Raw genomic sequence first — 13,397 nt, 5'->3', positions numbered from 1 at the left:
AACGGCGCATTGCCGCCCAGCTCGAGGGACACTTTCTGAATGTGTTCGGCGCACTGGGACATGAGAATACTGCCCACCCGGGTAGAACCGGTAAAACTGAGCTTGCGCACCACCGGGCTACGGGTCAGCGCCTCGCCGATTGGTTGGGGTTTGCCGGTGATGACGTTCAGCACACCGGCGGGCACTCCAGCCTCCTCGGCCAGTTGCGCCAGCGCCAGCGCCGTATAGGGTGTTGCCTCGGCGGGTTTGACGATCATTGAGCAACCCGCTGCCAGCGCTGCGCCCGCTTTGCGGGTGATCATGGCGGCCGGGAAATTCCAGGGGGTGATACAGCAGGTCACGCCCACAGGCTGACGGGTCACCACAATATGCTGACCGGGTTTGGCGCCGGGAATGGTTTCGCCATAAGCGCGGCGCGCCTCCTCGGCAAACCATTTGATAAACGATGCGGCGTAATTCACTTCGCCCTTGGCTTCGGCCAGGGGTTTGCCCTGCTCAAGCGTCATCAGGGCACCGAGGTCATCGGTATGATCCAGCATCAACTGATACCAGCGCATCAATACCTCATTGCGCTCATTGGCCGTCTTGTGACGCCACACCTGAAAACCCTTCTCGGCTTCCGCGATGGCACGTGCCGTGTCCTGCTCATTGCAGTTGGGAACCTGGCCGATGATCTCCCCCGTTGCCGGGTTGTCCACGTCCAGCGTTGCACCGCTTTGCGCCTGCGACCATTGGCCACCGATGTAACAGGCTTGCTGAAACAGTGCCGCGTGGCGGAGTTTGATCGGGGCTGTTTGCTGGGTCTTGGCCATCGTCATCGAGCTCCTGTCCATCTCATCGTGAAATCGTAAAACGATCAATTCGTTACCTGCTCCAACTCTAGCAGACATCGGCTGGCTGAAAGCAAGTGTTTTTCCGACTTTTTGTCAATAAATGTTGACAACTTCGTTGAACCCTAACAGTTCGTGGGCAAAAGTTTTGACGCCTAAAGATTACTCCCAATCTCCGTACTGGGTGATCTGCACCAGATCGAGCAGCTCGCGCAGCGCCACGGAAAAAATCGCGTAATCGGTACCGCTGCTGTTCTGCACCTCATTCATCATGGAGCGCCAGCGATCCAGCTGCGGAGCGAACTGTTCCGCCCAGTGTGCGACCGTGTGCTCCACTGAACACTCGTTGCTTACCCATCCGCACAATGCCAACGTCAGACTGCGCAATTGCGATTCCAGATCATCCAGATAGGTTTCCCGCGCCATCGCCTGCCAGTAGCTTTCTACGGCCGCCTCAGAAATCTGGCGGGCAAACTCATGCAACTGCAATTGCTCGTTGATACTCAAATAGAGACCCAATACAGACAACAGAGGCAACTCGGTGTGACGAGAAGCCTCGGCGACGCTCAAGCCGGAATACAGATGCCCGGGTGTCGCGACGCGAGGCACCAACGCCTCAGGCACGCCAGCCTGGGTCAGATAGCCGACCTGCGCCTGCCAATCCTCCAGGGCGGCACCGCTCAGTTGCCCCGGCAAGGTGCGAATGACCTCTTCCACCAGGGGCATGAACTGTTGGATTTCCGTGCCCGGATCAAGATGACTGCGCCGGTTGCGTAAAAACCAGCGTGACGCCCGCCGAACTCGTCGCATCAAGGTTTTCATCAGCTCCATCTGCACACTGGCATCAACCTGATAATCCAGCGACTCCAGCGTCTGCCAGACATCATCCAACTGATAAATATCCCGGGCAATCACGTACGCCTTTGCCATATCTCCGGCGCCCACACCGGTGGAGTCCAACAGTCGTTGAGCAAAACTGAGCCCCATGGTATTGACCAGATCGTTGGCCACCTGGGTCGCGACCAGCTCCTGACGCAGCCGATGGCGATTGATCCACTCGGGGTAGTCTTTCTGCAGCGGCTCGGGAAAAGCACGAAACGCGAATCGGGCAATATACTCATCACTGGCAAGATCCGCTTCGGCCAGGTCGTTTTTCAAAATCACCTTGGCATAGGAAATCAGCACGGCCAACTCCGGACGTGTCAGACCTTGCCCCTGAGCCTGACGTTCCGCGAGCGTTTCCTCGTCCGGCAAAAACTCCAACTGGCGATTCAGCCGCCCCTCGGATTGCCACACGCTCATGACCCGCCGATACTCAGCATTACGACGCACCGCATCGGAACTCGCAAGGCTGATGGCCTGGGTCTGGCGATAATTGTTATCCAGAACCAGTGCCGCCACCTCCTCGGTCATGGTCTCCAACCGCTGATTGCGTTGTTTTTGCGTCAGGTCACCGTTACTCAGCACCTCGTTCAGCAGTATTTTGATATTGACCTCGTGGTCCGAACAATCCACGCCCGCCGCATTGTCAATGAAATCGGTATTACAAGCACCGCCCTGCAGCGCAAACTCGATCCGGCCGCGCTGGGTCATACCAAGGTTACCGCCCTCGCCCACCACTTTGCAGCGCAGCTCACTGCCGTCAACGCGGACTGAGTCATTGGTCTTATCTCCCACCTCCATATGACTTTCGGTACTGGCTTTGACGTAGGTCCCTATACCACCGTTCCACAAAAGATCCACCGGTGCTTTTAGCAATTGATGAATCAGCTCGTTCGGGGTCAGCTCATCGTCTTCCAGCGCAAAGCGCTGCTTCATTGCGTCGGTAAGCGGAATCGCTTTGGCGTCCCGGGAAAAAACGCCCCCGCCCTCGCTGATCAGGGATGCGTCATAATCGGCCCAGCTTGAGCCGGGCGTACTGAACAACCTCTGACGCTCCTGAAAGCTCTTTGCCACATCGGGATTCGGATCGATAAAAATATGCAGATGGTTGAACGCCGCCACCAACTGAATGTGTTCGGACAGCAGCATACCGTTGCCGAACACATCGCCACCCATATCGCCAATACCGACAACGGTAAAGTCCTCGCGTTGAATGTCCAGGCCCTGTTCCTTGAAATGCCGCTGCACCGCCACCCAGGCTCCACGTGCCGTGATCCCCATCGCCTTGTGGTCATACCCCTGGCTTCCTCCGGACGCAAAAGCATCCCCCAGCCAGTGGCCATACTCCGCAGAAATTTCGTTGGCAATATCGGAAAAGGTCGCGGTCCCTTTATCGGCGGCCACCACCAGATAGGGATCGTCTTCATCCAGTCTGACCACCTCTTTGGGTGGCACCAACTCCCCCGCCACCCGATTGTCCGTCAGATCAAGCAGCCCGCGGATGAACGTCTGATAGCAGGTGATTGCCTCCTTTTGCAGCGCCTGTCGGTCACCCCCAGCGGGCGGACGCTTGCAGACAAAACCGCCTTTTGCGCCATTGGGCACAATGACCGCATTCTTGACCTGCTGGGCTTTGACCAACCCCAGCACTTCGGTTCGATAATCCTGCAGTCGATCCGACCAACGCAGCCCCCCGCGGGCAACCTTACCCGCGCGCAGGTGCACACCCTCCACACGCGGGGAATAGACAAAAATTTCATACAGCGGGCGGGGCTCCGGAATATCGGGAATCCGGCGGGGCATCAATTTGAAGGCCAGATATTCTTTGAAGCGGTCATCCCCATCTCGCTGAAAATAATTGGTTCGCACCGTACCATCGAGAATCGCCAGATAGCGTCGAATGATGCGATCCTCATTAAGGTTGGACACCTGATTCAGGGAATCCAGAATACGCGCGTGAATGGTGCCTCGCCGCTCGGTACGATCACCACTGGCTGATGGGTCAAACTGCGCTTTGAACAGGCTGATCAGATCCCGGGTTATGCGGGCATGGTTGACCAGTGCCGAGGCGATATAACCCTCGGTAAAATTGAACAATGTCTGGTGCATATAGGCCGCCAGAGCCCGCAACACCGTCACTTCCCGCCACGTCAGCCCGGCACTCAGCACCAGGCGATTGAAACCGTCGCTCTCGGCGCGCTGATTCCAGACTGCCGCAAAGGCATCCTGAAATTTGTGGCGCACGGCCGGAATATCCAGAGAGGCCTCGGCATCGTAAGTGAGATGAAAGTTGTGCAGATAAACCTCATCACCCGAACTCGATACGATGTCGTAGGGGTGCTCCGCTACGACCCTAAGCCCCAGATGTTCAAGAACTGGAATCACATCCGACAATTCCATCGGGGCGTGTCGGCGGAACACCTTGAACCTCAACCCCTGCGCCGAACGATCCGCCGGTTGATAAAAGCTCAGGGCGAGATCACCGTCGCCGTCGAGATTCAGGATATGATCGAGGTCCTGAACCGCGATCCGCGCATCAAAGTGCTCGCGATAGGCGGAAGGAAATGCGTCCTGGTACTGTTCCAGAAGCTTGACCGCCAGTTCCTCTCCTTTTGCTTCCGTCAGCGCCTCAAGCAACTGGTCCTCCCAGGACCGGGTGATTTCGATGATCTGCCGCTCGAGCTGATCGACATCGAACGGCACCGTGCTGACGCTGGATGCCGGACCATCGTCTTCCAGGCGGAAGACCAGATGCACCCGGGCCAGAATCGACTCGGAAAAGTAGGTGTTAAACTCCACTTCCTCCGCGCCCAACGCTTTGCCCAGTAGCGTCTGGATCTTGATCCGGATGCGGGTGGTGAAAAGATCCCGTGGCACGTAGACCAGACAATTGACAAAACGACCGAACGCATCGGGACGGACAAACAGGCGAACCCGGTAGCGCTCATTGATTCGGGCCACACCGGTGGCAATTTCATAAAGCTGGCTGGTACTGCTCTGGAACAACTCGTCCCGGGGAAAGGTTTCAAGAATCTGGCGCAGTGCTTTGCCATCGTGACCGCTGCGACTCAGTCCAGAGCGCTCGAATACTTCACTGACTTTTTCCCGAATCAGCGGAATTTCATAGGGGCTCAGGGTGTACACCGCCGAGGTATACAGACCCAGTAATCGGCTTTCACCACACAACTGACCGTCGGCATCAAACCGTTTGATCACGATATAATCAGAGTAGGCCTGCCGGTGCACGCGGGAACGCTGTGGTGCTTTGGAAAAGGCGATCAACTTGGGAGACAGGTGAAACTGCAGCGTGCCCGGGTTTTCGTCACTGACCGGTTTGCGATCCGCAGCGGTATCGGCATCCCGGAACAGGCCGAGACGCTTGTCCGTGCGCTCCACCAACCAGGTGTCACCGTTTTCGGTCACCAGGTCGTATTCGGTGTACGCCATGAAGGTAAAATGATCCCGAAGGAGCCAGTCCAGAAACGCCTGATTCTCCGGCACCTTATGATTCAATGGTGCCTGGGTAACCCGACTGAGCTGCTCTGCAGCGCTTGACGCGGCCTCTTTCAGCGCACTGAAATCATCCACCACCCGCCGCACCTGCTCCATCACCGTCATCAGCGACCGACTGATCTGGCGCAGTTGACGCGTATCGGTGTGCAGCCGGATCTCCATGTACACCAGCGCTTCCACGGCGCCTTTGTCAGAATCATCCGACGTCTCATCGCCCTCAGCCGGCCAGAGTCCAACCGGCCGCTGCTGCTCGTCTCTGATCACACCGAGCACCGTGCTCTTGATGCTGTGAATCGCAATATTGCGCCGATTCAGCTCGATCCGAATGGAATCGACGAGAAAGGGCATATCCCGCTGCTGAACCAACAACACACTGTGCGGACAGAGCCAACCATCCTCTTCCAGAGTTGGATTGAACAGGCGCACGGACGGCTTGCCGGGCCGGAACTGATTCATCAACCGCCAGGCGCTGTGCACCGCGCCGAAGACATCCTTGATCGGTCGACCGACCCATTCCTCCAGAGGTAAACGTGCAAAAAAAGCCCGACTGAAGGTGAGCCAGAGTGCCCATTGGCTTTCCTCAATGGAATCTCCCGCCAGGGCATCCAGGTCCGCAAACAGCTCATCCTTATCTCCGGCGTTCACCAAGCGTATATCCACACTGCCTCCTGTTCATCGTCCCGCAGACGTTATCGGTGTCGCTCAGTTTTCAGTTTGGTCCGAGGGTGTACACTTGTCGAGTGTCACTGCTTGAAAATCAGGGAACTGACGCCATTAACACAAGTCTACGAGCGCATCGCCGCGGAATTGCCGCGATTTGGTCAGCTTTTGATCAGGTCGCCCATTCATCCAGGCTCAACATCCGATCACAATAAGTGGGGACCCATGCAGGCACACGACGCATTACACACCCTCAATCACTGGCTCAATCAGCAGATTGTCGGCCAGGAACATCTGGTTCAACGCATGCTGATCGCCCTGTTGGCGGACGGCCACCTGCTGGTGGAGGGCGCCCCCGGGCTGGCGAAGACCAAGGCAATCAAAACCCTGTCCGATGCCATTGAAGGCAACTTTCAGCGCATACAGTTCACTCCCGACCTGCTGCCATCGGATGTGACCGGTACCGACATCTACCGCCCTGAGCAGGGTCGCTTTGAATTTCAACCCGGGCCCATCTTTCACAATCTGGTCTTGAGTGACGAAATCAACCGGGCGCCGGCCAAAGTACAGTCCGCCCTGCTCGAAGCCATGGCTGAACGACAGGTCAGTGTGGGCAGCACCACCTACCCGCTGCCGGACCTGTTCATGGTGATGGCAACCCAGAACCCCATTGAGCAGGAAGGGACCTACCCGCTACCGGAAGCCCAACTGGATCGTTTTCTGATGCAGGTCCTGGTGGACTACCCGAATATTGAGGCCGAGCGGAAAATCCTGAAGCTCGCCCGGGCCGAGGCCGCTCACCAGGAGACTCCGCCCCCCGCCGAAATCAGCCAGAGCCTGTTGTTTGAAGGTCGCCAAGCGGTTCTGGCGATCCACATGGCCGAGCCGGTGGAGGAGTATATCGTCCAACTGATCAATGCCAGCCGGCGCCCCGGCGACTATGACCCCGATCTGGTCAACTGGCTGGAATACGGCGCCAGCCCCCGGGCCACCATTGCCCTGGACCGGTGCGCCCGGGCCCATGCCTGGCTGGAAGGCCGGGACTATGTCAGCCCCGACGATGTGCGCGCGATTGCCCACGACGTGCTCCGCCACCGCCTGATTCTGAGCTTTGAGGCCGAGGCCACGGGGATTTCCCGTGAGCAGGTGATCGACCGACTGCTCGACGTGGTGCCGGTGGCCTGATGGCAGGAACAAAGGCCAGACCCACTGCCGCCGCGTTGGCCCCTCAGGGCGCTTACTGCGACCTGGGAGATCTGTTGCGCCTGCGCTTTGCCGCCCGGGACCTGCAACTGTTCGCCCGGCAACCGGCTCGCAGTCTGCTGACCGGCGGGGTACGCACTCGAATGCGTGGACGGGGGATCGACTTTGAGGAAGTGCGGCTCTATCAGCCCGGAGATGATGTCCGCACCATCGACTGGCGGGTCACCGCCCGGACCCAGGTGCCTCACACCAAGATCTTTCGCGAGGAGCGCGAACGCCCGGTATTTGTCGTCGTGGATCAGCGTTCACCGATGTTTTTTGGCAGCCGCACCTGTTTCAAATCGGTGCTGGCCACCCATATTGCCGGCACCCTGGCCTGGGCCGCCCTGAACCAGAGTGACCGGATTGGTGGCCTGATATTTGGCGATCATAACCAGCGGGACGTCCGGGCCCGGCGCAGCAAACACGCCGCGCTGGAACTGCTCCACCAGATGCACGACTACAACCGAGAGCTGGCAACTCCGGTGCCAGACGAGGCCATTACCTCTCTGGAGACACTGTTGGCCGATGTCCGTCGCGTCGCCAAGCCCGGCAGTGCCGTGTTCGTGATCAGTGATTTCCACGACTTCGACACCCGCTGCGAGCAGCAACTGTTCGAGCTGGCACGCCATACCGACGTAACCCTGATGCACGTATACGATCCGCTGGAGCGGGAGCTGAGCAGCAACCATTTCCTGACGGTGAGCGACGGGGAGGAGCGCCTCCAACTGCCCGCCCAGGACCCGGCGTTCCGCCAGGCCTACCGTCGGGAATTCGAGACGCAGTTGCAGGCGCTGACCGAAAGCAGCCGGCGTCTGGCGTTACCGTTGCTCTCCTACGCCACCGACGACGACATTCACACATTGCTGCGCGAGCGTTTTGGCGCCCGCCGTCACCGCGCCCGAGGCTGATTGACTGCACCCATGAATCCGCAAGACCCACTGGCACAACTGAACGACATTCATCTGCCGGAGCCCATCGGCTGGTGGCCCCTGGCCTGGGGCTGGTGGCTGTTGATTGCCCTGCTGCTGATCGTGCTCGGAGCACTGCTGTGGCAGGGTTACCGCCGTCAACGCCGGCAGCGCTACCGTCGCCAGGCAATGGCGCTACTCGAACATGCCTACCGGGACTACCAGCGGAGCGATCCGGGCCCGACCACCCGCCGACACTATGTGCAGCAGGTCAGCCAACTGCTTCGCCGAACCGCGCTGAGCGCCCTGCCCGAAGCGCGCGAAGCTGAATTGGCGGCACTGAAGGGGCCCCAGTGGCTGCGCTTTCTGGACGCCGGTGCCGGGCTGGAACCGGCGTTTACCGAAGGGCCCGGTCACATCCTGGCCGACGGCCCCTATCAACCCGATCCGAAAGTGGATGTCGAGGCCCTGCATCAATTGGCCGCACAATGGATTCGCCGCCACCGCCTGTCCGAGCGACGCGTTCAGCAATGGCTCGCGGAGGTGCACCATGCTTGAGCTGCAATGGCCCTGGCTGCTGCTGTTACTGCCGCTGCCACTGCTGATGCGCTGGGTTCCGGAAGAGCCCAGCCGCGAGGCGGCCCTGCGGGTGCCTTTCTTCAGTCGATTGAAGCGACTGCGAGGCGAAGAGTCCCGTGAAGGCGAACGGCGCTGGTTGATGGCCGCCAGCCTCTGGCTGATCTGGAGCGCCAGCCTGCTCGCCGCCAGCCACCCCCAGTGGGTCGGCGAGCCGGTCAGCCTGCCCAGCAGCGGCCGGGATCTGCTGATGGCCGTCGACATTTCCGGCAGTATGGAAATCGAGGACATGCAGTACCAGGGGCAAGCCATCAATCGTCTGCAGGCGGTCAAAGGGGTGGTGGGTGATTTTGTCCAGGAGCGCCAGACCGACCGCCTCGGTCTGATCCTGTTCGGTACCCGAGCCTACCTGCAAGCGCCACTGACCTACGATCGGCAGACCGTCTATACCCTGTTACAGGAAGCCCAGATCGGTTTTGCCGGTGAGAAAACCGCCATCGGCGATGCCATCGGGCTGGCCGTCAAACGCCTGCGGGACCGCCCCGAGGCCAGCCGTGTCCTGATTCTGCTCACCGACGGCGCCAACAACGCCGGAGAACTGACCCCACAACGGGCCGCCTATCTGGCCGAGCAACACAACGTCAAGATCTACACCATCGGTTTTGGCGCGGAGGAAATGATCACCCAGACCATCTTTGGCCAGCGCCGGGTGAACCCCTCCCGGGATTTGGATGAAGACACCATGAGAGAAATAGCCGCCCAGACGGGCGGACGCTATTTCCGAGCGCGCAGTCTGGAGGAGCTGTACCAGGTGCACCAGACACTGAATGAACTGGAGCCCATTGAATACGACGAGGAAACCTTCCGTCCCACCCGGAGCCTGTTTCACTGGCCCCTGGCCCTCGCCTTTGTGCTCAGCGCTCTGCTGGCCGCCGGCCGCTGGCTGAGCCCCCGACTGACCGCACGCACCTCGGGAGGATCTCGCTGATGGATACACTTCAGACAGCACTTGAGAACTTCCACTGGCTGCGGCCGCTCTGGCTGCTGGCCCTGATTCCGGCGATCGCTCTGGTTCTGTTGTTGTGGCAACAACGCCAGCAGGCTCGCCAGTGGCGCCAATTGATCGCTCCGGGCCTGCTCGAGCACCTTCTGGACCCGGCGACCCAACAAAAGCGCCGCGGCTACCTGTGGGGACTACTGGCGGCCTGGGTACTGGCCTGCCTGGCCCTGGCCGGGCCCAGTTGGGAAAAACGGCCCATGCCCGTACACAAGACCGAGAACGCTCTGATCATCGTGCTCGATCTGTCGCCCTCCATGCTGGCCGAGGACCTGGCGCCCTCGCGTCTGGTCCGCGCCCGTCTGAAAATCGCCGATGTCCTGCGCGAACGCAAAGAAGGCTTTACCGGCCTGATCGCCTATGCGGGGGACGCCCATGTGGTCTCCCCGCTGACCGACGACACCGCCACCATCCGCAGCCTGCTCAACGCCCTGCACCCCAACGTCATGCCCCTCCCCGGCAGTCGCCCAGAGGAGGCCATCGAACAGGCCAAAACCCTGTTTGCCGATGCGGGTATCAGCGAGGGCCAGATCCTGCTGCTGACGGACGGCGTTGTCGAAAAGGCGACCGACACCATTCTCGAGCAGCTCGGGGATACCGCATTCCGGCTGTCCATTCTCGGCGTCGGCACCCCGGATGGGGCCCCCATTCCCAACGATCGGGGTGGCTTTGAGCGGGACCGCCAGGGCAACATCGTGGTCGCCAGGCTCGAGCAGGACCGTCTGGAACGTTTGGCCGGTCGCACTGGTGGGCGCTACGAGCGTATTGATGCCAGCGCCGACGACGTGCAGTGGCTGCTGGAACAACCCGACTGGATCGAAGGCAAGGAACGTCAGCTGGACCGACAGTTCGACACCTGGTACGACCGGGGCCACTGGCTGGTGCTGCTGTTGTTACCCATCGTGCTGTACAGTTTCCGGCGCGGTCTGCTGGTGCTGGTAGTCGCCCTGCCCCTGTGCGGCCTGCTCCCCCAACCGGCTCAGGCGGCGGACTGGCAGGCCCCATTCCTGACTCCGGATCAACGGGGCGCCCAGGCTCTGGAAGACAGTGATCCGGCCGCGGCCGCCGAGCACTTCCAGAACCCGGAATGGCGCGGCAGCGCGCTGTATCGGGCGGAGGATTACGCGGCGGCGGCGGAAGCCTTCGCCCAGAGCGACAGTGCCCGCGCCCACTACAACCGGGGCAACGCCCTGGCCAAAGCCGGTGATCTGGACGGTGCCATCGACGCTTACGAACAGGCGCTGGAAAAAGATTCGACCCTGGAAGACGCCCGGGCCAACAAGGCGCTGGTTGAACAGCTCAAACAGCAACAGGAACAACAGGAGCAGCAACAGAACGGCGACGACTCACAAGACAGCGACAATGACTCCGGGGAGTCCGGGCAGAACGAACAGGATTCACAAAGCGAACAGGACGGAGAGCAGCAATCACCCTCGGAGAACGAGTCGTCCGGCGACAACGAACAGAACGCCAGCGAAGAGAGTCCATCGGATTCCGACACCAGCGGCTCACCAGGCGACGACGAACCACAGAGAACCGATACGGACAGCCCATCGCCGGAGGGACAGGACGACCAGGCCGAGCGGGAACAGCCACAATCCGGAAACCCGAAAGAGGACGGCCAAGAGGGTGACGAAGAGACCCCAGCCGCGACCCTTCAAGAGGGCGATGTCAGCGATGAAGAGCGCCAGTCCATGGAGCAGTGGCTCCGTCAGGTACCCGATGACCCCGGCGGTCTGCTGCGCCGCAAGTTCGAGTACCAGAGCCAACAGCGACGCTTACAGCAGATGCGCGGCGAAACCGAGGGACAGGGAACCGAAGAGCGCTGGTAGCCCAAGTATACTCAACCCACATGACCATGAGACAGACACCGGACACGATGACATTCATGAAGCCATTCGCGACCCACTTGAGGGCGACATTACAGACCACGTTACTGATGATCCTGCTACTGGCCAGCCACACCCAGGCCCAGGAGCTGATCGCCAACGTCGACCGCGAGACCATCGGGTTGAACGACACCCTGACACTGACCGTGCGCCAGACCGGGCGAACCCTCACCGGGGGCCCCGATTTCGACGGGCTGCGCCGGGACTTCGACATCCTCAGCAATCAGCGCAGTCACCAGATGCGCATCGTCAACGGCGACATGGAAGGCTGGACCGAGTGGCGCCTGATGCTGGCCCCCAAGCGGGCCGGCACCCTCAATATCCCCGCCTTCGAATTCGGCGGCAGCCAGAGCGAACCCATCACCGTGACGGTGCAGGAACGGCAACAGCAGCCAGACAGCGGCGGCCGGGACATTTTTGTGGAGACGGAGGTGAACAAGGAGCGGATCCACGTTCAGGAACAGGTCCTGTTCACGGTGCGTCTGTACAGTCGGGTCAATCTGGATGGCGCGGAAATTCAGCCGCTGGAACTGAAGGATGCGGTGATCAAACCCGTCAATGAAGAGAACTACATCACCCAGATCGACGGCCGCCAGCACATTGTTCTGGAAACCACCTTTGCTCTGTTCCCCCAGCGCAGCGGTACCCTGGACATCCCCTCCCTGGTATATGAACTCGCCGTCAGTCGGGGACAGCGCGACTTCTGGGGCCGCAGCAGCCGACAGCGGGTCCGAACCGACGCCCTGAGTGTGACGGTGGACCCGACGCCCGATCAATACAGCGGCGACACCTGGCTGCCGGCCCGCAATCTGCAGTTGAGCGAACACTGGGGCACCGATCCGGACTCCCTGCGTCAGGGTGAACCGGTGACCCGCCGGATCACCATTCAGGCGGACGGTCTGACCGCCGCGCAACTCCCCGCTCTGACCCTGGAAGAAACCCCGGGCCTGACACTCTATCCGGACCGACCGCAAACCGAAGAGCAGGTCAATGCGGGTGGCGTTCAGAGCACCAGCACCCTGACCCTGGCGATGGTGCCCAACCAGAGCGGACGCCTCGAGATTCCAGCGGTCACCCTGACCTGGTGGGACACCGAGGCGGATCAGATGCGCACCGCCGAGCTGCCGGCGAGCACCGTCAACGTCACCGCCATACCCGGCGCCGCCCCCGCTTCCGAGGTCACACCGTCCCGGGAGCGCGAAAATGGCGAAGACGCCACCGCTCCCCGCCCGGCTGCAAGCGGGTCAGCGTCGCTGGTTACCGTAATACTGGGCATAGCCACGGCGCTCCTGTCAGCCTTGAGCCTCTGGCTCGCCTTCCTCGTCTGGCGGCTGAAGACCGATCTTGCCGCGCGCGAGGCACAGTCCCGAGGCGAGAGAGATCGGGCCCGGGCCGCCCGCGGCCGAGCCTGGCAAGGCGTCAAACGCGCCGCCAAAGCCGATGATCTGCACGCCCTGCGCCGGGCCCTGCTCGACTGGGGAGCCGCCCTCTGGCCCGACGTGCCCCCCCGGGGCCTGACCGATCTGGCCGAGCGGCTTGACGACGACGTGGCGCGGGCGCGACTACAGGAGCTGGACGCCATACTGTTCAAGGGTGAGTCCGACTCGCCGTTCGACACCGCCGCGCTGCTGCAGGCGCTGAATCAGAGCCGGGCCGGTCAGCGATCCGGGCGCACCGACACCGGGGGACTCAAACCCCTGTACCCGCGCTCGTGATGGCAGAGAGCCGCTGGCAGGTTTACATCATTCTCGGTGACGATGGCCGGTACTACACCGGCATCACCACCGATGTGGTCCGCCGCTGGAAGGAGCACAGCGGCGGACCCCGCGGCGCCCGC

General features: G+C 61.0%; 9 protein-coding genes. 7 read left to right on the top strand and 2 right to left on the bottom strand.

Annotation, left to right across the window (positions count from 1 at the left end; genetic code table 11):
• The coding region (locus tag B3187_RS01455; protein WP_286804310.1) for an aldehyde dehydrogenase family protein at positions 1-812 on the bottom strand (812 nt) is incomplete at its 3' end.
• Between the two features lie 180 nt (positions 813-992).
• Positions 993-5,885 (bottom strand): NAD-glutamate dehydrogenase, encoded by a 4,893-nt coding sequence (locus B3187_RS01450; RefSeq protein ID WP_286804309.1) that lies wholly within the window; start codon positions 5,883-5,885, stop codon positions 993-995.
• A 225-nt stretch (positions 5,886-6,110) separates the two neighbouring features.
• Between B3187_RS01450 and B3187_RS01445 the strand changes: the two genes are divergently transcribed.
• The 7 genes from B3187_RS01445 to B3187_RS17505 all read left to right on the top strand — a co-directional run.
• The gene (locus B3187_RS01445) at positions 6,111-7,070 is read left to right on the top strand and encodes an AAA family ATPase (RefSeq protein ID WP_123637463.1); all 960 of its coding nucleotides are present in this window, start codon (positions 6,111-6,113) and stop codon (positions 7,068-7,070) included.
• A complete protein-coding gene (locus B3187_RS01440) occupies positions 7,070-8,038 on the top strand; it encodes a DUF58 domain-containing protein (protein WP_123637464.1) in 969 nt (322 codons plus the stop codon). Before B3187_RS01445 ends, B3187_RS01440 begins: the two co-directional genes overlap by 1 nt.
• A 12-nt stretch (positions 8,039-8,050) precedes the next feature.
• Entirely contained in the window at positions 8,051-8,596 is a 546-nt protein-coding gene (locus tag B3187_RS01435) for a DUF4381 domain-containing protein (protein WP_123637465.1), read from the top strand.
• The gene (locus B3187_RS01430) at positions 8,589-9,602 is read left to right on the top strand and encodes a vWA domain-containing protein (protein ID WP_286804308.1); all 1,014 of its coding nucleotides are present in this window, start codon (positions 8,589-8,591) and stop codon (positions 9,600-9,602) included. Before B3187_RS01435 ends, B3187_RS01430 begins: the two co-directional genes overlap by 8 nt.
• Positions 9,602-11,503: a VWA domain-containing protein gene (locus B3187_RS01425; protein WP_286804307.1), complete on the top strand. Its 1,902-nt coding sequence runs from the start codon at positions 9,602-9,604 to the stop codon at positions 11,501-11,503. The genes B3187_RS01430 and B3187_RS01425 overlap by 1 nt, the downstream gene beginning before the upstream one ends.
• A gap of 56 nt (positions 11,504-11,559) precedes the next feature.
• Positions 11,560-13,275, top strand: coding sequence for a BatD family protein (locus B3187_RS01420; protein WP_286804306.1), 1,716 nt, complete (start codon positions 11,560-11,562; stop codon positions 13,273-13,275).
• Positions 13,275-13,397, top strand: a 123-nt coding sequence (locus B3187_RS17505) for a GIY-YIG nuclease family protein (RefSeq protein WP_286804338.1), incomplete at its 3' end; no start/stop codon positions are given. The genes B3187_RS01420 and B3187_RS17505, both read left to right, overlap by 1 nt.

Source organism: Marinimicrobium sp. UBA4209, from assembly GCF_002381585.1.
GTDB lineage: Bacteria > Pseudomonadota > Gammaproteobacteria > Pseudomonadales > Cellvibrionaceae > Marinimicrobium > Marinimicrobium koreense.
This window is presented reverse-complemented; position numbering and strand designations above follow the sequence as displayed.

Excerpts from the sequence above, each read along its gene's own strand:
- B3187_RS01445 (WP_123637463.1), top strand. The coding sequence starts at position 6,111 with ATGCAGGCACACGACGCATTACACACCCTCAATCACTGGCTCAATCAG.
- B3187_RS01440 (WP_123637464.1), top strand. The coding sequence starts at position 7,070 with ATGGCAGGAACAAAGGCCAGACCCACTGCCGCCGCGTTGGCCCCTCAG.
- B3187_RS01435 (WP_123637465.1), top strand. The coding sequence starts at position 8,051 with ATGAATCCGCAAGACCCACTGGCACAACTGAACGACATTCATCTGCCG.
- B3187_RS01430 (WP_286804308.1), top strand. The coding sequence starts at position 8,589 with ATGCTTGAGCTGCAATGGCCCTGGCTGCTGCTGTTACTGCCGCTGCCA.
- B3187_RS01425 (WP_286804307.1), top strand. The coding sequence starts at position 9,602 with ATGGATACACTTCAGACAGCACTTGAGAACTTCCACTGGCTGCGGCCG.
- B3187_RS01420 (WP_286804306.1), top strand. The coding sequence starts at position 11,560 with ATGAAGCCATTCGCGACCCACTTGAGGGCGACATTACAGACCACGTTA.